Source organism: Mesotoga prima MesG1.Ag.4.2, assembly GCF_000147715.2.
Taxonomy (GTDB): domain Bacteria; phylum Thermotogota; class Thermotogae; order Petrotogales; family Kosmotogaceae; genus Mesotoga; species Mesotoga prima.
Genome location: NC_017934.1, coordinates 175930 through 198696, shown reverse-complemented (window position 1 = coordinate 198696; position 22767 = coordinate 175930). Strand labels below are relative to the sequence as shown.

Genomic DNA, 22767 nt, shown 5'->3' with positions numbered 1-22767 from the left:
AGTTGTGAGTTGCATGTGCAAATAAATTCGATCCAAACGGATGTAGGGGCGTGCGGCGGCACGCCCGCTATCAATAATGATCAGTCTTCCCAAGGATAGAGATCGTCCTCTTCAATAGTTGAACGAACCGAATTCTGGCCAGAAGCGTGCCAGAATGATGCAAAGGACTGTAATCCCTAACTCGTTTCGGGATCTGCACTTCTGAAGAAGTGGTCGGGGATAGCGCTAGGGGGTCGGAAAGAACGGAATAAGACGCAAGGCTGGGCAAGAACAGCCCAGGTCGCAATGCTGCCTTCGGCAGGAGGCGATTTTGAAGCCAGTTCCGCTTCGCGGGAGAAGAGCCGCTGCAAGCTTAAAAGCGGAGAACCCGATGACCGCTACAAAGAGCCGTCCTTGGTTGTTTGTTAGAATAAGAGAGGCAGGGGATGCAAGATAAGTCCAGTCCTTGGTTATAGCCTGCGAGGCCCAGTTGGGCAAGAACATCTTGCATCCAGGAGTGTTCAGGAACGATAGTAGAATATCCGGAGCAGGAATGCTTCAGGACCAAAACAGCGGTAAACGAAACACTCAACAAACTGCCAAACAAGCAACGGAGGTGCAGTTATGGAGATAGTTGGAATTGATTGGGGAAGAAAGAAGCATTACTGTTATCTTTTGCACCAGGGTAAGAAGTTAGTTTTAAAGAACAAGGAAGAAGATTTTGCGAAGCTTCTGAAGATAAAGGAGGCGGTCTATGTTATTGAGGATGGCAATAACAGGATCGTCGATTATCTTCTAAGGAACAACAGGCAGGTGTACATACTTCCAAGCAGGAGATCGAGCGAAGCCAGGTCATTCTTCGTGATAGAAGGCAAGAGCGATTTCATTGATTCGAAGGTAATAGCGATGACCTATGAGCATAACCCCGAATGGTGTTTGCAAGTGAAGAGGGAAGGGATAGCTTTTGAGCTGGATGTACTGGTTGAAGAGAACGCTGTGATAAATGTATCTATGATGCAGGATATAGGAAGGCTGGATGCATACCTTGAAAGGTACTGGCCGGAGGTGAAAGAAGTTTTCAGTGGCACTTCCGCCAGAAAACTGGCGTTTATATCCATCTGTCCTACTGCAAAAGACTTTCTCACAATGTCTGATAAAGAGATACTCCAGAAGCTTAAAGAGATGGGTTTCCTGATAAATAGCAATCTCAAAAGCAAGCTGAAGGAGCTCAGAAAAATCGCGCTTGAAAGATATGTGCCAGCTTCCATAAGGACATTGATAGTCGCTTTCTCAAGGTACGCTATGGAGAAAAAAGTGATGAAGGAAGAGATAGGCAAGCAGATGAAAGAAATCATTGAGGAAAGCGAATTCAGTGTGCTTCTCACCTTACCTGGAGTGGGAGCAATAATCGCCAGCCAGCTCATAGTTGCCTACCTAACACACAAGTTCAGTTCCTACAGAGACCTTCAAAGGTACGCGGGAACTACTCCGACTTACTATGGAAGCGGTAACAAGAATACCACCAAGATGAGAAGTAACTGCAATCACTATCTCAGAGGGACTCTTCATATAGCCAGTCTTGCTGCAACAAATAGCTCTAAATGGATGAAAAGATTCTACGACAACAAAAAGAGCGAGGGCAAGAGCTCTGCTCATGCCCTCCGTGCATTGGCGAACACCATCCTCAAAATCGCCTTCGCCATGCTTAGGGATTTGACTCCCTACTCAGAAGAGAAATTCTTCAAGAGGAATCCTCTTTCTGATTATACTCCTTCTAAAAAGGAGGGAGAACAGAAGCCTGAATACTCGCTGAAAGTATCTTCAGTAGCTACCTGCCGGTCTACTGCTTGATCCTTTCAGTCTGCCTTTTTTATAACTGTTGACATAGTAGAAGCCCTTCGTCCAAAACCATGAACCCGTCCTTCGAAGAGCAGTTAGGTGTTGACTGTTCCAAGTTGCAAGCCAAGAAAAAAACTTCTGATGCCGTTATGCTGAAACTAGAGTCGCCCTTTGAGAAAAACGGTTCTTCGTTCCGACGCTACGCGTCCAAGTTCTTGGTTATTCGTCCGAGATTTCGTCATGCTGAACTTGTTTCAGCATCCCAGAGGGTTCTCCGAATACGTCACATACAGTCATTCTGAACTTGTTTCAGAATCTCGATCCTTTCTTTTAGTCACCTTCAGCTTTTCCCCGGATAACGGAAAACCGATCAACGCCCAACCAGTTTCTCTTGCTCTTACGAACCCGCCACCTGCTACCACCGATCACGTTTCTCACAAGCCCAGATCCCGGATCAAGTCCGGGATGACGGTCCTTCCCGTCATTCTGGCATAATTCTGGCCAGAATCTCGATTCATAGCGAAAAACGAGGACTTTGCAAGAAGAAGAGAAACAATGAGAAGAACGAGAAAAATGGGATCCTGTGGAGCTCATCAAAGCATTATCCATGGAATGACTGCAGAGAAGATCGTTTCTTTCACTACACCCTAGACCCTAACTCAAGACCCGCTATCAATTCCGTCATGAACTCGTTTCCGCATCTATTCCCTTCGATGGGATCAACCGAAAAGGTGTTTTCTGTCACAAATCGTGTTATGTTATAGTATACGAATCAATTTACTAGGTGGTGATTAATCTTGAAAACACAAATAGTCAGAGTCCCTTTCGAAACTCATTCGAGGCTTAAGGCAATGGCCTCCGCCAGTGGTGAAACAATCGGAGAAATACTTGCTAAAGCAGTGGAATCATATAGACGTGAGTTGCTCCTGGAAGATACAAATGAAGCCTTCTCAAAACTAAAAGAGCAAGCCGATCTTTGGAAAGGCGAGTTAGACGAGAGGGAAGAATGGGAAGGCTCACTATTAGACGGGCAAAGTGATCATGAATAGAGAGCTGCCTTTAAGAGGAGAAATCTGGTTGGCAAACCTCAGTCCAACTAGAGGAAGAGAGCAATCTGGATTTAGACCATGTTTGGTCATTTCGGTCGACCAGTTCAATCATGGACCTGCTGAGCTCGTGATTGTTGTTCCCTTAACGTCAAAGAACAAATCTATCCCGCTGCATGTTGAGATCTCCGGAGAGCAAACAGGGCTCGATGTAACAAGCTACATTAAGACCGAGGACTTAAGGTCAATCTCGAGAAATAGATTGGAGAAGAAGATCGGTCAGGTCTCAGAAGAAGTAATCCTCGACGTTCTGGATCGGATAAAGATTCTCCTAGATATCACATGAAACGATTGAGGGAGAATACCTGCTGCAACAAGAGCTCGTATCTTAGTCTATAAAAGATTTTCTAGTGGCCAGGTTGATTTCTCGTAGGCATTCATGTGATAGATTCTGGTGAATCTGGGCAAAGTTTTCCCCTAAGAGAATCCCTATATGAACTGCCATCTCAAAGTGCCGCTGAACGCTGGAAGAACAGTTCCAAGTGCCATGTTGCAAGGCTGTGAGTAGCCGAGAAAGAGCATATTAGAGAGTTCGCGGCGCTCAAGAGAAGGCGAGGGCGAAAATGTGGACTGACCAGTTCCTAAGGTCCTTTTTTTCGCGGTAAAGGCAGAGATTCCAACCAGGACCTTTTTCGGGCGAACAGCCGTTCGCCCCTACAAAAGAATTGCATAATCGTCTGGAATTGTCATCCCGTAGCATTTCGAATAGGGTACTGACGGGCTTCTGACGTCTGTCACCGTCCGTTACGCCTTCGGCAGGAGACATTTGCAGGTTCACCGTAAACGATTTTCCGAACTCCGAGCGAGAGGAGCAAAAGATATGCTGCACAGGAAGAACGTGAAGAGCCGGTAGACGATCCTCTTGATCAATGATCCGATTCAGAATCATGCACTTGTTATTGTTTTTCTGAGCGATTAGCCTACAGCGTTTCAAACAAGCGGTTCCTCCAGCGATAAGGGTCTTCATCTTGATCGTGCAGCAGTATTATAGGACAGTGTGTCGATTTCTTTCTGTAGGGGCGAACGGCTGTTCGCCCACGAGAGCTGATAAGGAAACAAGAGCAGCGGTTTCACAGATAGAAGATCCAGATCCTGTGCGGAAGCGCTCACAGGATGACGGCCATTCTATTTTCACGTCACTCTAATTCTTATTGTTTTTCTGAGCGATTAGCCTACAGCGTTTCAAACAAGCGGTTCCTCCAGCGATAAGGGTCTTCATCTTGATCGTGCAGCAGTGTTATAGGACAGTGTGTCGATTTCTTTCTGTAGGGGCGAACGGCTGTTCGCCCACGAGAGCTGATAAGGAAACAAGAGCAGCGGTTTCACAGATAGAAGATCCAGATCCTGTGCAGAAGCGCTCACAGGATGACGGCCATTCTATTTTCACGTCACTCAACTTCTTGTTGTTTTTCTGAGTGATTAGCCTACAGCGTTTCAAACAAGCGGTTCCTCCAGCGATAAGGGTCTTCATCTTGATCGTGCAGCAGTATTATAGAATAGTGTGTCGATTTCTTTCTGTAGGGGCGAACGGCTGTTCGCCCAAAAGAGTACTGATAAGGGAACCGAATAGGGGACTGACGGGCTCCTGACGTCTGTCCCCGTCTATTCGTAAGTCCCTCACTGCGTCTTCCCGAAACAAATGTGCCTTTGCGCAAATCAATCCTATTTGGTTTTCATAACCCAGTTTTGATAACCCGTTCTAGTTAACCCACATATTATAACCCGCTCTTTCCGTTCTTTTCTCATTGGACCGTTGACGGCTAATGATTATAAACTCTCTTCTTCTCACGAGCGAAGCGAGCGTCTCGACATTAGATTTTCTCGATTAATCTTATCCAAGGATGGCTCTTCACAGCGATCAGCGTCTTCTAGCCAGCGTTCAGCGGATCTTGTGGCCAGCGAAGCGGAACTGGCCTGCGTCAGCAGCTGCCGAACTTAATCATCCCACAGAATCCTTCCAAAATGGTAATATATAGTAAGCAAATCTAACAAAGAAGGTCTTCCGGTTGAGAAAGAGAATCGTATTACTGCTGACTTATACATTCATTACTACAATAACCATCTCCATGTACCGCGTTGTCTATAACTTATATCTGAGGGAAATCGGTTTCTCAAACCACCTCATAGGCAACGTCACTTCTGCTCAGTTGTGGGGCTCGGCGATCATTGGACTGCTCACAGCTGTTCTCGCGGATACTATTGGAAAGAAGAAGATTCTCTTTCTCTCTGCGATTGTAGTTCCCGTTTCTGGAATAGCACTTGCATTCGTTGTCGATCCGACGTTAATTATCGTTTTGTCATTCATCAAAGGCGGTTTCACAGTAACTGCCTTTACAGTGGTCATGGCGACAATGACAAGCATAACAAAGACGGGAAACAGGGCAAAGGTCTTCGGTTTGAATTTCGGGATCAACATGGCAAGCGGAGTCATCGGCAATTTTATCGGCGGGGCCTTTGGAGATCTCTTCGGTCTTCAGACAACTCTAATAATCTCTATGGTTGCACATCTACCGGCAATCATACCGGTAATCAGACTCGAGATGACTGAATCGCGATCCAAGTTGAAGGAACTCTTCAACTTTTCGGGGCTCCAGCAAGACCAGCGAAAGGTGCTTACCTACTACTTCATTTCCACGGCAACCGTGGGTTTTGGAGCCGGGCTTTTCATTCACTTTGGAAATCTAATATTCAAGGACTTATTCAACATGTCGGCAACAGGTATCGGAATTGCCTTGTCAATTGCACAGCTTGGAACGGCAGCCGGTTCAACACTCTCGCACAAGCTGGGTAAACGCTTTGGGGCACTGAAGTTCAACCTGACAATGCAGTTGCTTGTTATCCCCTTGATGCTCTCTCTAGTGATTGTGAGAGAGCCGATTCTTTTCACGATACTCTATGCCTTCAGATTCGTCTTCATGAACATAACTAACCCGATCATGACCTCAATAATATTTTCGTATGTTCCAGATTCGAAGCTATCAACAGTATCGGGAATAAACGGATTTCTCAACAACACAGTCAGGGCAGTCGCTGCAATGATCTTCGGGTTCATAGTCGGCACTTCTATCAGCGGTTATACAGAGTTGTTCTTATTGAGCACTGCGTTTTATGCTGCAAATGCTTTCATCATCTTCCTGTTTTATCGGGATTTCAAGAATGAGCCTAGAGTCCTGGAACTGTATGATTCAAAGAGAACTGGGTGAAGTGCCGTTGTGGGTTGTTGTTGTGGGTTGTAGGTTAAAACTAGAGCCAGTCAGGAGAGTTATTCGAAGATCTGTTACCATCTACATCTCCTCATTCTTATAGATCCTCCCTTGAGGGAGGAGGGCCACGTAGTGGCGGAGGGTGTGCACTATAATGGTCTGCACAGTTTTGTGCGCCGAGATTCTGAGCAGGATCATCTCAGAATGACTTGACCGAGGGGAATAGCGACTACCCGAGTTACTCAAATCAACTTCTTACTCAATCATCCTGTAAAGCCTGCCCTGAAATGCTCTTGTTCAGGGCTCCTGTTTGGGGTCTCCTGTTCAGGGTTTCTGCGCAAGTCCTAAGTCTATGGTCTATCAGACCGACACTTTTGCTCCGCTATCATTACTCTTTCGGGCGAACGGCCGTTCGCCCCTACAAAAGAACTGCTAAATTGTCTGGAATTGTCATCTGGTAGCATTTCGAATAGGGGACTGACGGGCTACTGACGTCTGTCCCCGTCTATTCGTAAGTCCCTCACTGCGTCTTCCCGAAACAAATGTGCCTTTGCGCAAATCAATCCTATTTGGTTTTCATAACCCAGTTTTGATAACCCGTTCTAGTTAACCCACATATTATAACCCGCTCTTTCCGTTCTTTTCTCATTGGACCGTTGACGGCTAATGATTATAAACTCTCTTCTTCTCACGAGCGAAGCGAGCGTCTCGACATTAGATTTTCTCGATTAATCTTATCCAAGGATGGCTCTTCACAGCGATCAGCGTCTTCTAGCCAGCGTTCAGCGGATCTTGTGGCCAGCGAAGCGGAACTGGCCTGCGTCAGCAGCTGCCGAACTTAATCATCCCACAGAATCCTTCCAAAATGGTAATATATAGTAAGCAAATCTAACAAAGAAGGTCTTCCGGTTGAGAAAGAGAATCGTATTACTGCTGACTTATACATTCATTACTACAATAACCATCTCCATGTACCGCGTTGTCTATAACTTATATCTGAGGGAAATCGGTTTCTCAAACCACCTCATAGGCAACGTCACTTCTGCTCAGTTGTGGGGCTCGGCGATCATTGGACTGCTCACAGCTGTTCTCGCGGATACTATTGGAAAGAAGAAGATTCTCTTTCTCTCTGCGATTGTAGTTCCCGTTTCTGGAATAGCACTTGCATTCGTTGTCGATCCGACGTTAATTATCGTTTTGTCATTCATCAAAGGCGGTTTCACAGTAACTGCCTTTACAGTGGTCATGGCGACAATGACAAGCATAACAAAGACGGGAAACAGGGCAAAGGTCTTCGGTTTGAATTTCGGGATCAACATGGCAAGCGGAGTCATCGGCAATTTTATCGGCGGGGCCTTTGGAGATCTCTTCGGTCTTCAGACAACTCTAATAATCTCTATGGTTGCACATCTACCGGCAATCATACCGGTAATCAGACTCGAGATGACTGAATCGCGATCCAAGTTGAAGGAACTCTTCAACTTTTCGGGGCTTCAGCAAGACCAGAGGAAGGTGCTTACCTACTACTTCATTTCCACGGCAACGGTGGGTTTTGGAGCCGGGCTCTTCATTCACTTTGGAAATCTCATATTCAAGGACTTATTCAACATGTCGGCAACTGCTATCGGAATTGCCTTGTCCATTGCTCAGCTTGGAACGGCAGCCGGTTCAACACTCTCGCACAAGCTGGGTAAACGCTTTGGGGCACTGAAGTTCAACCTGACAATGCAGTTGCTTGTTATCCCCTTGATGCTCTCTCTAGTGATTGTGAGAGAGCCGATTCTTTTCACGATACTCTATGCCTTCAGATTCGTCTTCATGAACATAACTAACCCGATCATGACCTCAATAATCTTCTCATATGTTCCAGATTCGAAGCTATCAACAGTATCGGGAATAAACGGATTTCTCAACAACACAGTCAGGGCAGTCGCTGCAATGATCTTCGGGTTCATAGTCGGCACTTCTATCAGCGGTTATACAGAGTTGTTCTTATTGAGCACTGCGTTTTATGCTGCAAATGCTTTCATCATCTTCCTGTTTTATCGGGATTTCAAGAATGAGCCTAGAGTCCTGGAACTGTATGATTCAAAGAGAACTGGGTGAAGTGCCGTTGTGGGTTGTTGTTGTGGGTTGTAGGTGAAAACCAAGACAATTAAGAAGAATTGACTAAAGATCTGTTATTCTCTATTTCTCTTGGTTCTCGTTATCTGTCCAGAGGAGCTCGTCATTACCCAAGTCAAAGAGCTATTGAGAAATAATGCGATGTCCTTCTCTCTCAACAATATACGCCGTATTTGGCTCCTGATATTTCTCATCCAAAATCTTCCCTTGATGGAGCTTATCATTACCCATAAGTCAGGGAGTTCAAGACCATAAATGTGCTGGTTCTTGCGTGAATGCTGTGGTTGGCCCCTAATGATCCTGATCTTAAATCCTCCCTCGAGGGAGGAGGGCCACGTAGTGGCGGAGGGTGTGCACTATAATGGTCTGCACAGTTTTGTGCGCCGAGATTCTGAGCAGGATCATCTCAGAATGACTTGACCGAGGGGAATAGCGACTACCCGAGTTACTCAAATCAACTTCTTACTCAATCATCCTGTAGAGCCTGCTCCAATGAGCCTGCCCTGAAATGCTCTTGTTCAGGGCTCCTGTTTGGGGTTTCCTGTTCAGGATCTCTGCGCAGGATCTGGGTCTATGATCTATAAGACCGACACTTTTGCTCCGCTATCATAACTCTTTCGGGCGAACAGCCGTTCGCCCCTACAAAAGAATTGCATAATCGTCTGGAATTGTCATCTGGTAGCATTTCGAATAGGGGACTGACGGGCTACTGACGTCTGTCCCCGTCTATTCCGAGAACTGATAACCCCAGACCCGGTTCCCCGTATGTGAGGTCCCTCTTTTCGCACGATTCTCTTTCGGGCGAACGGCCGTTCGCCCCTACAAAAGAATTGCATAATCGTCTGGGACTTTCATCTGGTAACAGTTTATCGTAAGTCCCTCATTGCGTCTTCCCGATGCTGACGGTTGACAGTAAGTGATTATAAACTCTCGTCTTCTCGCGAGCGGAGCGAGCGTCTCGACATGCTCTTTCTCGATTCATTGGCTTTCTGACGGCAAAGCGTGCCTCACTTCCACTGATGCTATTAACCGAATGTGAGTCCCACTTTTGCTCATTCAATGAATCTCGTGTCGTTTAGTTTCTAATCTGCTCTTTCTAGTCTCTTATCTTCTTATGGAAATAACAGGCAGGGATAGCGGAAACTAGTTTCACGCTTTTTCCTTCAATAGTGAAACTCACTTCAATGATTTTCGCCTAACAGCAAAGGCAGCACGTGCTCAAGATATCCAAGGCTCTTGAGATCCTATAACCATCAATCGGGAAGGTCTTCTCTTTCCCCTTGCTAGTAAGATTCACGTAGATTGATTGTACTGCTCTTTAGATTGTGAGTTATCAACTCATCAAATGAGGCAACGAAGGATTTTTGTCACACAGCTCTCGAAAGGCAAGTCGATAGATGGTTATAGAACCTGATGGCACTAGACAAGAGCAAATCCTGCTTGATTTTGGCACAAACTTGCTTTAGAATATCTGTTACTGAAACCACCAATTATTAGGAGGGGTATAATGAAAAACAGAAAAAGAGGATTTTCTCTGGTTGAACTACTTATCGTTCTCGCAGTTATCGCTGCGTTAATCGCTACAATCACACCAGTTGCGCTGAATGCTATCAGAAAGTCACAGGCCACGAAGGTTGCTCAGAATATTAAAACGCTTGCTAGTTCATTCGAGAACTTGTTATATGTTGAGGGAAAATCAGGAATTCCGAGCGATATTTCAGGCTTGGGAAGAGACATTGACGAAACTAAGTACAATATCGCATATAGTACAACAGATAACGGAGGATACGAAGTGTACGTCTGGACTAGTGAAGAGGCACATGAAGATACTCTAGTAAATGTTCTTCCAAGTGCTAAGAAAGCACCTGTTGGAGGTATTGCTAGCCTTGTCACCGGGTTCGAAAAGCCTAATCTCGGTGGAACCAATGCTGCAAGTGCAACGTATTACTATTCATATACGTTTATAGTTTATTGATTAGAAGTATTACCTTGTAAAACCAAGTTGCCCTCTTCGGAGGGCTTTTATTTTTTTCAAGTGATATCTAAGGGAGATTCAGATTGACTGATTTGTACTCCCGAGACGAATATTCAGTATATAGCACTTCTGTTCTATTTAAAGCCATTTCCACATAATCTGTGTTTTTCAGCAAATTACTCTAAGATAGCTCGCATCAGTAGCAAACGAATGATATACTTCTTGAAAGGACTTGTCGAGATGTTTAATGAAGGAGCTATGCAAACGTGAGTTTTTTCTGAATCCGATTGGCATAGTGTTAGTCCGCCGGGGGAATGAGCAGATCATCTGGTTTTGAAGAGGTAAGTGAGAGAACTCAGTCAACGCGCATGAAAAGGAGCGGAGGCTCTACAGTAGATCTGGTCTGCAAGATATCAAGTATTGTGAACAACTGCAGCGGCCGAAATGAGCTTTCTGAAAGAATACAAGATAGTCTCCTGGAAACACTCAGTTATCACGATGCGAAGATCTTCTTTAGCGATGAGATCATTTATTATGTGGATTCTAGCAGTCAGATAGTTAATCATTCATACGATTATTCTCCGACCGAACATTTACCTGCTTGCGCCCGCGATTTTCTGAAGAGCGACAAACTACTCTCAATCGATTCTGCCTGTAAAGAACACGACTGCCCACTTAAGTCATCGAAATTGGAGAACGAGCATAGGTTCTCATTCAAACTGGAAACAGAAGAGAAGACCTATGGGGTCCTCTGCGTTAATACTTTGGAGCATTTGGCAATGGACAGTGAAGAGTTTCAGCTTCTGAAATGGATTTCAAGCGAAATCGCATATGCTCTAAAGAGAATCGAAAGAGAGGATTATCTAAAGACTGCGAAGGGAGAGCTTCAGAAAAGCAAGAAGAGTCTGAGAAATCTGTTCAACGAGAATTTAGCTGTTATGATCGTTCTCGATCCAGAAACTCGAAGATTCGTGAATGCTAACGATGCAGCTCTGAATTTCTACGGCTGGGATAAGGAGACTCTTCTATCGAAACGCATTGAAGATGTGAATACTCTTCCTGCGGAAACACTTGCCGAAGAAATGAAGAAGGCTTTCAATAGGGAAAAGATAAAGTTCGATTTCAAACATAGACTTGCAGACGTTTCTGTGAGAGACGTAGAGGCATTCAGCAAGAGAGTGGAAATAGACGGACATGATCGAATACTTTCGATTATCCACGACGTGACGGATCGAAAGGTTGCCGAGAGGAAGCTTCAAAGAACCGTGGGAGAACTGAAAAAGATTACTCTTACCGTCATTAACGCGCTTGAAGTGACTATGAATCTGCGGGATCCTTACACCGCGGGTCACCAGGCAAGGGTAACCGCACTGGCAATGGCGATAGCCGAGAGACTGTCTCTCGATGAAGAGAGACTGGATGCGCTTCGTTTCGCTTCGATCATCCACGACGTCGGAAAGATAAAGGTTCCGTCGGAGATTCTGAATAAGCCGGGAAAACTTAACAGGCTTGAGTTCGCAATGATCAAGGAACATCCTCTGGTTGGCAGAAATCTCTTCACGGAAGTTGATTTCAAAGTTCCCATATCGGAAATCATCTACCAGCATCATGAACGTTTTTGAGAAACCGTGGTCGGTGGTAGCAGGTAGCGGGTTCGTAAGAGCAAGAGAAACACCAGACCGTTGAAAGGTTCTCCGTTCTCAGAAAAGAACGGTTGCAAGTTCCAAGTTGTGAGTTGTATGTGCGAATAAATCCGACCCAAACGGATGTAGGGGCGTGCGGCGGCACGCCCGCTATTAAGGATCAGTCTTCCCAAGGATAGAGATCGTCCTCTTCAATAGTTGAAAGAACCTGACTTGTCTTTCTGTAGGGATTCTCTCTGTCTATCTGCCATCTCAAGGGGTTATTCTCAATGTACTCACGAATTCGATTCAGTTCTTTCTCATTGCGGATGACATGTTCATAGTAGTTTCGTTGCCAAATAGATTTCCCGGGTGTGCCGCGCAGTTCGTTCACTCGAACCGTTGCAGCTGCTTTGAAGCCTGAGACGAAAGAACCAATCGTCTTTGGTTTTATAGTTCTTCTTTCTGCTTCCAAACAGTTGCTGACAATTTCCCTTTCGCCTCCATGTATCGCTACAATCCCATGCAGGTGATTTGGCATTATCACAAACGCATCTAGTTCGATTTCCTTTCTGACTTCTGCAGATCTTAGCCACTCTTCAACAACGATTTTGCCAATGCTACTCAAGATTACTCTGCTATCAACCATGGATCCCAACAAACATTGCCTACGATGCGTACATATTGTCAAGAAGTATGCTCCGGTTCGAGAATAATCATACTCCTTCAGTCTAATTGACCGCCTTTTGACAAGACTTTCATTGTGTTCCAAAACGCAACCCTCCGAGATCTTTTTGCTCTTACGGGCGAACGGCCGTTCGCCCCTACAAAAGATTCGCATAATCGTCTGACATTGTTATCTCGTAGCATTTCGAATAGTGGACTGACGAGTTCCCAACCGTATGTCACCGTCTATTCCGCTAGAACCGACAACCCCAGACCCGGTTCTCCGTATGTGAGGTCCCTCCTTTTGCACGGTTCTCTTTCGGGCGAACAGCCGTTCGCCCCTACAAAAGTACTGCACAATCGTCTAGGACTTTCATCTGGTAGCGGTTTATCGTAAGTCCCTCACTGCATCTTCCCGATGCTGACGGTTGACAGTCAGTGATTATAACTCTCGTCTTCTCGCGAGCGTCTCGACATGCTCTTTCTCGATTCACCCTCTTTTCTGCCCGAAGTAGTCGGAACTGGCCCACGTTAGCAGACTGGCTTACAGTGAGAGTCTTTCCTTCTCATCTATCCGTTTCCCTTCCTCGTCGACTGCGCAGGACTGCCCATCGATAATGGCCGTTCGAACTGCGCCTTTGGCGACTGACATCTTGCTCAAACCCGGAGCATCGAGGATGCCCAGTTTGATAGCCGCGTAAATAGTCTCGGACGATGTAAGTTCACCTGTTTTGATCTTCTCCATTGCCTCTATTATCGTAGCAGATTCACTCTTTAGGTATTCCTTGTGATCTTGAATCACTTTATCCTGCTTGAAGTCGGGAAGTCCTTTGATTGCCTCGTTTATTGCCTGTTTAGCCATCTTGACGCTTTCTATTATTTCCATATCGGAGGCTCTTCTTGTCGCCTCGCAGTATGCAACGACATGAACGATCTCCGGGTCAATTTTCATGGCAGTGTACACAGATGAAACGAGCTGGCCCCTAGCCATATCCGGGTCGGCTGGAAGAGACATCAATCCTGGCCTTACCATCGTAACCGGTGTGAAGTTCTCATCCTTTAAGGATTCGATCAACTCTTTTTTTGCAAGCGCCTTTGCCAGATCCATTCTTGGAGAGATTCCCGGCGGCGTGTTAAACATGTATTGTGCAACGTACACTTTTACGCCGAGCCGTTTGGCGGAGAGGGCTGCTAGATACGCTGTAGTCACTTCTATCGAAGCATGGCAGTATCTTAACGCCCACTGATGAGCCTCGTTTATCTCTACCGGGATTCCACTTCCTCCGTTCCACGCGATCGCTCCCTGATTGTCTCTTATCGCTTCGAGCAATTCACGATCCGACCTGCCGTCAAGCTGCGAGTACCAGGTCAGAGGAACGGCAGCCCAAGCGTTGTTTATTGTTTCTCTGAAAAGAAGCGAGAATTTGAGAAGATCTCTCGTTCCTGAGTAACAGCGCATCAAGGGATAGTTACCTATCCGGCTAGCCTTATACATTCTTTCAAAATCCTCTCTTGTTCTGAAGGGGGCACCACCGGCACCGTCTTCAGAAGAGATCATGTTCTCCTGCTGGAAGAACCATTGCTGGCAGTTCTGATCCGGCGCTAACGAGATAATGTCTAGTAAGCCGGATTCAGCGAGATTCCTTACTGCCCCTTCCGTTGCTTCAACGGTCTCCAAGCCTATATGATGCCTTATCAACGGATAGGGCTTCTTAGCAGTTATCCTTTCGAGAAGTGTCTGAGGGTAATCAACCTCTCCTTTTGCATCGGTCCTGCCCCTGAGGAACATAACGACTTCTTCCGGCATTTCGCTACCATCGAAGACCTTCTCGAAAAGGCCGCTCCTCTCTGCTATTTCCGCGGTCTCAACCGTTCCGCCGAAAATCAATCTTTTCTCAATACCCCTGTTCTCCAGCGACATCTTAAGCTCCCTGAGAAGACCTTCGCAAGACTCTTTTCCCAGCCTGTAGCTCACCGCAACGATGTCCGGAGAAGCCTCTTCTATGCTATCCAACAGTTTGTCTATACCTATCACGCTTCCAATGTAAATAGTCTCGTAGCCTTCTTTACCGGCGAGATTAAGGAAATTGAGAATGCCTGCTGTATGTATGTCGCTTCCGATGGCTCCCGCTAAGATCTTCATCTTAGCTCCCTTCCTCGACGTACTTGAGTAGATCTTCTACAGATAGTCTGTCTATACCGAGGTTCTCCAGTGTTCGACCTTCTTTCCAGAAGTCCCTTCCAATTACTGCTCCGGCTATGTTTATTACCGAATCGATTATTCTTGTCTCCACTCCAAGTTTCCTTCCAAAGCAGCTCATAGGAACCAGGCTCATAGGAACATCTTCCATTATGTATCTGTTCTCTATGCTTATCGGGGCCATGATCCCTCGGTAGCCCTCATTGCTGTGAATGGCCGTATAGAGATCGTCACCTTTGACGTCATACGCGTAATCAAGCCACTCTCTGGCACCCATTGCGACGACGCCCAGTTTGCTCGTGACTTCGCAACGTTCTTTGTCGAGCTCCTCCAAAACTCTTGCAACAGAGGGGCTTATACCTTCGAGGTAGAACTGGAAATCTCCGTGCTTCGTCTCTATCCAACCCGCGTTCATCAATATTGCGCCGGGATGAAAGACGGCACCAATATTGTTGAAGCTAGTGTACAGCACGTTCTTTGCAAGTGTGAACTCTGGCATTATCTCGTTGATTATCGGTAGAATTGCCTCGTTGTCCTTTGAAGGAAGCACGGAAACAGGAACTGCATTCTTGATTCTGAATATTCTTACCATCCCTGGGCCGGAAATACGTGAAGCGAAGACGAAGGTTTGGGCCTCGGCAATTACCACTTTCTCTCTAGCTCCCTTCTCCCTGAATATCTTGTCAAACTCCAGCGCCCCTCCTGTGCGGCCCGGATTAAGAACTATGATTTGCCCTTCCGTGACGCAATCGGCCAGTTCGGCGGCAATCTGAGCATGAGCAAAGGCAGGCACAACCACCATGATTGCCTCCACACCATCTACTGCCTTCTTCATATCCGTTCCTACGTATCTCAATTTAGCTTTGCCGCTCGACTCGCCTTCAACCCTGATCTTGCGGTCAGTCATTATAGGTGAGATCCTCTTCTGGCTCCTGTTATAAAGCGAGACATCGTGCCCTCTCATCGCAAGAACTGCCGAAAGAGCCTGCCCACCATTGCCTGCACCGACTACTGCTATCTTCATAGAACCACCTCCTCAATCCCCTGTCTAGAAAAGAAAAAAATAACACGGAAGAAACTAGTTTTAAAGCTGAAACTTCAGTTCGTATTCCGATTATACAAGAATCTTCTTTGTGAACTAAGTGAAGGCGATGTCTCGCGCGATATGCAACGAATGCACAAAATTGGCTGCAGAAGTTAAGTTTGGAGATTTGGCACCATGTTATAATAGTTTAATGAGGAATCTGAGGATTTAATCAAATTGGTTCAAATCCGACTTCACGATGAAAAAGGATGGAGGTATTCAGAATGAGCGGAATTGCTGTCTTCTATGGAGGCACAAGAGAAATGGCAAAGTCCTCACTGTCTCTCCTTGGACATAGAGGGAGCAGAACAACAGTTCTGGAAACAGGACAGAAGATAGGCATGGGCGCAGTTGTCAGCCGGGCCTTCGACAGCAAAATGAGCATTTTCGAAGGAGATGGCGAGTACGTTGTCTTCGACGGTTTTCTCAGGAATCATCCGGACACAGCTTGGCCAGAGAAGATAATGAAATTGTATAAGGAAAGTGGCAGGGGGTTTCTGAAGGAGCTGGACGGTTCATTCGCCTTTGCAATTTATACAGACAAAGAGACTCTTATCGCGCGTGACCCTCTGGGTCTAAAGCCTTTGTACTACGGCTATATCAATGGATACATAGTATGCACATCAGAAATGAAGGCTCTGGCGCCCTTCTGCAACGAAGTAAAAATCTTCCCGCCGGGTCATTATTATTCCTCTCTCGTGGGCTTTGAGAGATATTCTTCTCTTGAAGACCTGCTTACGGAGGAACCCGTCATGAGAAATGAGTATGAAGCAACGGAGCTGCTTCGAACATCTCTTGGAGAGGCCATCGAGAATAGAATCTCTTCGATCAACTCAGACCCTATCGTATTTCTTAGCGGTGGGCTCGATAGCAGCTGTATAGCGGCTGTGGCGAGTTCTCTTAATGGATCGCTTAGAACATTCACCGTTGGAAGCGGGGATGGAAAAGACCCAAAATTCGCCAGGGAAGTCTCCGAGTATCTCGGGACAGACCACAGTGAATATACTTATGATTTCAAAGAGATGCTTAGGACTCTACCGGAAGTCATCTACCACCTTGAGTCGTTCGATCCTCCCTTAGTAAGGAGTGCAATTCCAAACTACATTGTGGCGAAAATGGCTGCAGAAGAAGGTAGTTCCTTCGTCTTCATGGGAGAAGGCGCAGACGAACTCTTTGCCGGTTACGAGTATATGAAAGAACTACCATCTTCAGAATCTATAGATGAAGAATCTTTGCGGATAACGAGAAACGGTTATCGTTCGGGCTTTCAGCGCAATGACAGGATGTCCCTAGCATTTGGGATCGAGTTCGACGTTCCGTTCATGGACCCTTCAGTTGTGAATCTCGCATTCTCAATTCCCGTCGATTGGAAAATCCACGGGCCTGAGAAGACCGAGAAGTGGATTCTCAGGAAGGCATTCGAGAGCGAACTTCCCAAAAGTGTCGTATGGCGAAAAAAGAGTAAGTTCAGCGTCGGCTCAGGCTCATCGCACCTAATGAAGGAATATGCTGAAGAGAAAATAAGCGATTCCGAATTCGAGACTGAAAGGCGAGAGAAAGGAATTAGGTCGAAGGAAGAACTTCTTTATTACCGAATCTTCGACGACTTGTTCCCTTCCGGATGCGCCGCGAAAACAGTTTACAGAAGCTGATTATTGCAGTTGTTTTTGGAAAGCTCATAATTCGATAATGAATGGCTCGTTCGCGGGAGACGTTCTTATTACGGCTTCCAGGTAAGGAAGCCCTGCGACATCTTCGAGATCGCAGCAGACCGACGAGCCAGAACCGCTCACAAACCAGTAATTCGTGTTCCTTCCTTCAATGCAGCTAATCAGCTCTTTCATTCTGGGGTCGCTGTTTATTCTGTAGATCTGGTGGATACTGTCGTGAGTATATCTGAAGGCTTCGATCAGATTGCCTTTGGCGATTTTCGAAATGAACTGAGAAACATTCTTCAGGTTGCTTATCGCGTCCCTGAAGGGAACCGATTCAGGAAGCGCCTTTCTCATCTCACCGGTGGAAAGCTTGAATTCGGGCACAAGAAATGTCAGCCTTTGATCAGTCATTTCGAATTTCTCATAATCAAGTTTTTCGCCGTCATAGTAGGAAACCACAAGCCCTCCAAGCATACAGGGAACGATGTTGTCGGGATGACCTTCAATCTCCGTTCCAATCTGGAGAAGTGTCTTCATGGGAATACTCCCGCCGGTCACGATGTTTGCAATAAACAGAGCTGAGGCTATCGCTGCGGCACTTGAACCCAGGCCGCGTGCCGGTGGAATATTGCACTCCTGGATTATCTGAACGCCAGGAACGGCTTTGCCAGTAACTTTCTCGAATCCCTTTATCGCCTTTTCGAATAGTCCTTCGGAGTTCTCGATCTCCTGACCATATCTTCCTATGCACAAGACTTTCAACCTATCTGCCTTCTCAAATTGCACGACATTATGGAGCTTCAAAGCCATACCGACAACATCGAATCCGCTTCCCATATTTGCCGTTGTGGCCGGTGCCCTCAGCCTCATTTCAGGCCCGCCTCTTTCAGGACAGCATCCAGACTGTTCTCTACTACGATGGGCTTATCTACGGACTTGAGAACGGCGTCGGGATCTTTAAGTCCATTACCTGTCAGGGTACAGACAACGAGATCACTTGAACAGAACAGACCCTCTTCGGCTTTTCTCAGAAACCCGCCGAAAGAAGCTGCAGAAGCCGGCTCACAGAAGACACCTTCAGAAGCCGCAAGAAGTCTCTGCGCCTCGAGGATTTCTTCGTCGGTCAAAGCCTCGATCACTCCTTCCGATTCGTCTCTTGCAGCAACTGCTTTCTTCCAACTCGCAGGGTTACCAATTCTTATCGCGGTAGCTATCGTCTCGGGGTTATCGAAGACTCTGTCATATACTATCGGTGCTGCCCCTTCGGCCTGGAAGCCCATCATCTTGGGCAGGCCGTCTGAAAGACCACTTTCGTGATACTCTCGATACCCCATCCAGTAGGCAGTAATATTACCGGCATTTCCTACCGGTATGAAGTGATAATCGGGAGCCCTTCCCAGAACGTCTACTATTTCGAAGGCAGCCGTTTTCTGCCCCTCAAGCCTGTAAGGGTTGAGACTGTTAACGAGAGTAACGGGGTAATTCTCCGATATACTCTTCGCTAGTTCAAGGCACTCATCGAAATTCCCATCTATCTGAATTACCTTTGCGCCATAGATCATCGCCTGAGCAAGCTTGCCTAGAGCGATCTTTCCCTCCGGAATCAAGATTATCGACTTCAAACCGGTCCTTGCAGAGTAAGCGGCTGCAGAGGCCGAAGTGTTTCCAGTGGAGGCACAAATAACAGCCTTTGAGCCCTCTTCTATCGCTTTGGCTATCGCGAGGACCATTCCCCTGTCTTTGAATGATCCAGTAGGATTAGCTCCTTCGTACTTAGCATAAACATTTAAACCGAACTTCTTGCTCGCCTTTTCCAGATGTATTAGAGGAGTATCACCTTCAAGGAGTGAGACTCTCGGGGTCTTCTGCGTTACAGGCAGGTACTTCTCATAGGTCTCTATTACACCTCTCATACAATCTCCTCCAAGCTGAAAGCACTGTGGATAGCGTTTACCGCCAGATGAACCATATTGCTGTCGATAACAACCGATATTCTGCTGTTGCTGGCGCTGATCATATCGATATTGATTCCTTCATTGGCAAGAGTCTCAAAGAGAGTCGCAGCGATTGCCGGAGTAGCAGTCAAGTTGACTCCGACAATAGAAAGCTTTGCGATTGAACTTTCCACAGTTATTTCTTTGGCCTCGCTTCTTGTCTTAAGGATATCCTGTTTCAGCTTTGAGAGATCGCTCCCGTGTATAGTGAAGGCCATTGTGTTAAACTCCCCGCTCCTCATGCTCTGTATTATCATGTCAATATTCACGTTCTGCTCTGCAAGAGTTTTCAGAACTCTCGCAGCTATTCCCGGTCTATCAGGAACTTCTTGCAGAACTACTTTCACAATCTCGTCATCAGAAGTTACTGCTCTAACAATAGGCTGTTCCACTTTCGATCCCCTCCATATTAGCGTGCCTCTAGCATTTGAGTGTGCGTTTTTCACAAGCACTTTAATATCGTACTTTCTGGCAAATTCAGATGCTCTGCTTTGAAGCACCTGAGCACCCTGCTTTGAAAGCTCTATCATCTCTTCCCATGAAATCTCTTTGATCGGTCTGGCCTTCTGAACTATCCTAGGATCGGCCGAATAGACACCGTCTACATCCTTGTAAATCTCGCAGAGTTGTGATCCCAGCGCTTTGGCCAACACAACGGCCGTAAGATCCGAGCCTCCTCTGCCAAGAGTCGTAATCTCGCCGGTGTAGGTGGATCCCTGGAAGCCGGCCACAACTGGAACGTACCCGTTTGATAGGTATCTGTTTATAAGATCGGCGTCTATTCCGACGATTCTTGCATTCGAAAAATTCGAATCGGTCTGAATTCTCGCCTGATTGCCCGAAAGTGAAATCGATTTCATCCCGAGCACCTGAATCGCCATTGCAACAAGGGCAATAGACTTCTGCTCTCCTGTTGCCAGAAGCATGTCCATCTCTCTACCGTTCGGTTTGCTGGATATCTCTTTCGCGAGTTCATGAAGTTTGTCTGTCTCAACACCCATAGCCGACACAACTATCACAGGCTTGACACCACTAAGGACCTTTTTCTGTACCCTCTCCGCAACATCCTTTATTTTCTCTGCCGAGTCGACTGAGGTTCCACCAAATTTCATTATCACAACTGAGTTACTCTGCTTCTCTGCGTATCTCGATGCCCTGAGAATGTCTGAAATGATCGCCGTTGCAGTTGGTTGAGCTCCCGCCCCCTCTCCCCTGAGAATAAATCTTCCCGAGAGATCCGTCTCGACCTCTATGGCGTTTTCAACCCCATCTACGCTCCAAAGAGGATCATTCCTTTCAATCTCCTGCGGCTGAACTGAAGCTACCTCTCTTTCGAAATCAATTGTCCCGATCAATTTGAGCTTTTTCCCTGCGGTTGCTGCTCTCTCAAGATCGCTTTTATCTATTCCTTCGATGCCCTTTGTTTCAATCGTGGAAATACCGGGGAAGACGCCCGTTTTGACGCCGGTGAGCACCGACAGCTTATAAGCGGCATCGTAGCCCTTCACATCGCTCGTTGGATCGGCTTCCGCATAACCCTTTTCCTGAGCAATCTTCAGAGCCGAAGCGTAGTCCATTCCCTTCTGCATCTCGGAAAGTATGAAATTCGTTGTGCCATTCAGAATACCCCGAATACGTTTGATCCCATGAAAGATGAGATAGTCCTCGAGAAGAGAGATGATAGGAATACCCCCGCCGACGGCCGCTTCGAAGAATAGGCTCTTTATCGGAGAGCTGTTTGTGAATTCGTTACCGAATTCCGAAATCAGCATTTTGTTGGCCGTCACGACCGTTCTATTCAGCTCGAGAGACTGCTTTACAAGCTTTCTTGCGGCTTCGCTCCCGCCAATCGTTTCTACAACTATATCGCTGTTGATAATAAGATCCTCGAAATCCTCCGCGACTAGATCGGATGGAATTCCCAGCTTGTCGTACTTGCTGTGAGTTCTCGTAATTACCTTGGAGACGATACACTTTCTCCCAGATCTCTTCTCGATCTCATCTCCCTTGTCTTTAAGAATTGCATAGACACAGGACCCGACAGTGCCAAGTCCGGCAATCCCGATTCTCATATTGTTGCACCCCCTCCTGAAGCAATGAAGCCACTAACAATCAAAAGTATACACCGTAAAGACGTTGTCGGGGGTAGCGGTTAGTGGTTCGTAAGAACAAGAAAAACTGGTTGACAGTTGAAAGGTTCTCCGTTCTCAGAAAATAACGGTTGCAAGTTCCAGTTGTGAGTTGCATGTGCGAATGAATTCGATCCAAACGGATGTAGGGGCGTGCGGCTGCACGCCCGCTATTAAGGATCAGTCTTCCCAAGGAACCAACTCATCAAGTCATCCTGAAGTGCTCCTCTTCAGGATCTGGGCTTCGAGAAACCGGGGTTGGGGGTAGCGGGTTGGTGGTTGGAAAAAGCAAAAAATTAGTTCCAAGTTGCAGTTGTCAGTTGTAAAAAGAAGAAACGCAGAAGAAGGCAAATTGAAGCAATCTGATCAGAACCAACTCATCAAGTCATCCTGAAGTGCTCCTGTTCAGGATTTGGGCTTATGAAAAACCGTGGCCGGTGGTAGCGGGTAGCGGTTCGTAAGAACAAGAGAAACTGGTTGACCGTTGAAAGGTTCTCCGTTCTCAGAAAATAACGGTTGCAAGTTCCAAGTTGTGAGTTGCATTGCAAATAATTTCGATCCAAACGGATGTAGGGGCGTGCGGCGGCACGCCCGCTATTAAGGATCAATCTTCCCAAGGATAGAGATCGTCCTCTTCAATTGTTGAAAGAACCTGACTTGTCTTTCTGTCGGGATTCTCTCTGTCTATCTGCCATCTCAAGGGGTTATTCTCAATGTACTCACGAATTCGATTCAGTTCTTTCTCATTGCGGATGACATGTTCATAAACGATTTTGCCAATGCTACTCAAGATTACTCTGCCATCAACCATGGCTCCCAACAAACATTGCCGCGATGCGAACATTTTGTCAAGCTATCGCGGGCGAACAGCCGTTCGCCCCTACAAAAGAACTGCATAATCGTCTGGAATTATCATCCCGTAGCATTTCGAATAGTGGACTGACGAGTTCCTAACCGTATGTCACCGTCTATTCAGCTAGAACCGAAAAACCCAGACCCGGTTCTCCGCATGTGAGGTCCCTCCTTTTGCACGGTTCTCTTTCGGGCGAACAGCCGTTCGCCCCTACAAAAGAACTGAATAATCGTCCGGAATTGTCATCTGGTAGCAGTTTATCATAAGTCCCTCACTGCGTCTTCCCAAAGCAAATGTGCCTTTGCACAAATCAAAACCTTTTTTCGAGTTTTCACAAC

At 46.5% G+C, this 22767-nt stretch carries 14 protein-coding genes and 1 pseudogene; 8 read left to right on the top strand and 7 right to left on the bottom strand.

Annotated features, from left to right (window positions below):
• Positions 1-603: 603 nt before the first annotated feature.
• From THEBA_RS01010 to THEBA_RS13700, 7 genes are all read left to right on the top strand, one after another.
• Positions 604-1830 (top strand): transposase, encoded by a 1227-nt coding sequence (locus tag THEBA_RS01010; RefSeq protein ID WP_014730084.1) that lies wholly within the window; start codon positions 604-606, stop codon positions 1828-1830.
• Positions 1831-2615: 785 nt separating this feature from the next.
• Entirely contained in the window at positions 2616-2867 is a 252-nt protein-coding gene (locus THEBA_RS01000) for a hypothetical protein (RefSeq protein WP_014730083.1), read from the top strand.
• On the top strand, positions 2860-3210 hold the full coding sequence (locus THEBA_RS00995; RefSeq protein ID WP_014730082.1) for a type II toxin-antitoxin system PemK/MazF family toxin: 351 nt from the start codon (positions 2860-2862) through the stop codon (positions 3208-3210). The genes THEBA_RS01000 and THEBA_RS00995 overlap by 8 nt, the downstream gene beginning before the upstream one ends.
• 1720 nt (positions 3211-4930) lie before the next feature.
• Positions 4931-6127: an MFS transporter gene (locus THEBA_RS00985; protein ID WP_014730080.1), complete on the top strand. Its 1197-nt coding sequence runs from the start codon at positions 4931-4933 to the stop codon at positions 6125-6127.
• A gap of 909 nt (positions 6128-7036) precedes the next feature.
• On the top strand, positions 7037-8233 hold the full coding sequence (locus THEBA_RS00980) for an MFS transporter (protein ID WP_014730079.1): 1197 nt from the start codon (positions 7037-7039) through the stop codon (positions 8231-8233).
• 1525 nt (positions 8234-9758) lie between these two features.
• Positions 9759-10226, top strand: a complete 468-nt coding sequence (locus THEBA_RS00975) for a type II secretion system protein (protein WP_014730078.1) — start codon at positions 9759-9761, stop codon at positions 10224-10226.
• 314 nt (positions 10227-10540) lie between these two features.
• A complete protein-coding gene (locus tag THEBA_RS13700) occupies positions 10541-11848 on the top strand; it encodes an HD domain-containing phosphohydrolase (protein WP_014730077.1) in 1308 nt (435 codons plus the stop codon).
• A 181-nt stretch (positions 11849-12029) separates the two neighbouring features.
• Here THEBA_RS13700 and THEBA_RS00965 read toward each other — a convergent pair whose 3' ends face one another.
• The 3 genes from THEBA_RS00965 to THEBA_RS00955 all read right to left on the bottom strand — a co-directional run bounded on the left by THEBA_RS00965 (position 12030) and on the right by THEBA_RS00955 (position 15738).
• Entirely contained in the window at positions 12030-12620 is a 591-nt protein-coding gene (locus THEBA_RS00965; protein WP_014730076.1) for a transposase, read from the bottom strand.
• Between the two features lie 438 nt (positions 12621-13058).
• Entirely contained in the window at positions 13059-14657 is a 1599-nt protein-coding gene (locus THEBA_RS00960; RefSeq protein ID WP_014730075.1) for a methionine synthase, read from the bottom strand.
• Between the two features lies 1 nt (position 14658).
• On the bottom strand, positions 14659-15738 hold the full coding sequence (locus tag THEBA_RS00955; protein ID WP_014730074.1) for an NAD/NADP-dependent octopine/nopaline dehydrogenase family protein: 1080 nt from the start codon (positions 15736-15738) through the stop codon (positions 14659-14661).
• A gap of 284 nt (positions 15739-16022) precedes the next feature.
• Here THEBA_RS00955 and THEBA_RS00950 point away from each other — a divergent pair, with 284 nt between their 5' ends.
• Positions 16023-17450 carry an asparagine synthase-related protein gene (locus THEBA_RS00950; protein WP_014730073.1) on the top strand — a complete coding sequence of 476 codons (1428 nt, stop codon included), beginning with the start codon at positions 16023-16025 and terminating at the stop codon, positions 17448-17450.
• A gap of 24 nt (positions 17451-17474) precedes the next feature.
• Here THEBA_RS00950 and THEBA_RS00945 read toward each other — a convergent pair whose 3' ends face one another.
• The 4 genes and pseudogenes from THEBA_RS00945 to THEBA_RS00930 all read right to left on the bottom strand — a co-directional run.
• The gene (locus THEBA_RS00945) at positions 17475-18323 is read right to left on the bottom strand and encodes a homoserine kinase (RefSeq protein WP_014730072.1); all 849 of its coding nucleotides are present in this window, start codon (positions 18321-18323) and stop codon (positions 17475-17477) included.
• A complete protein-coding gene (gene thrC, locus THEBA_RS00940; protein WP_014730071.1) occupies positions 18320-19366 on the bottom strand; it encodes a threonine synthase in 1047 nt (348 codons plus the stop codon). Before thrC ends, THEBA_RS00945 begins: the two co-directional genes overlap by 4 nt.
• Positions 19363-21519, bottom strand: a complete 2157-nt coding sequence (locus THEBA_RS00935; RefSeq protein ID WP_014730070.1) for an aspartate kinase — start codon at positions 21517-21519, stop codon at positions 19363-19365. Before THEBA_RS00935 ends, thrC begins: the two co-directional genes overlap by 4 nt.
• Before the next feature lie 661 nt (positions 21520-22180).
• A pseudogene (locus THEBA_RS00930) lies at positions 22181-22342 on the bottom strand (transposase); the annotation flags it as partial.
• Positions 22343-22767 lie beyond the last annotated feature (425 nt).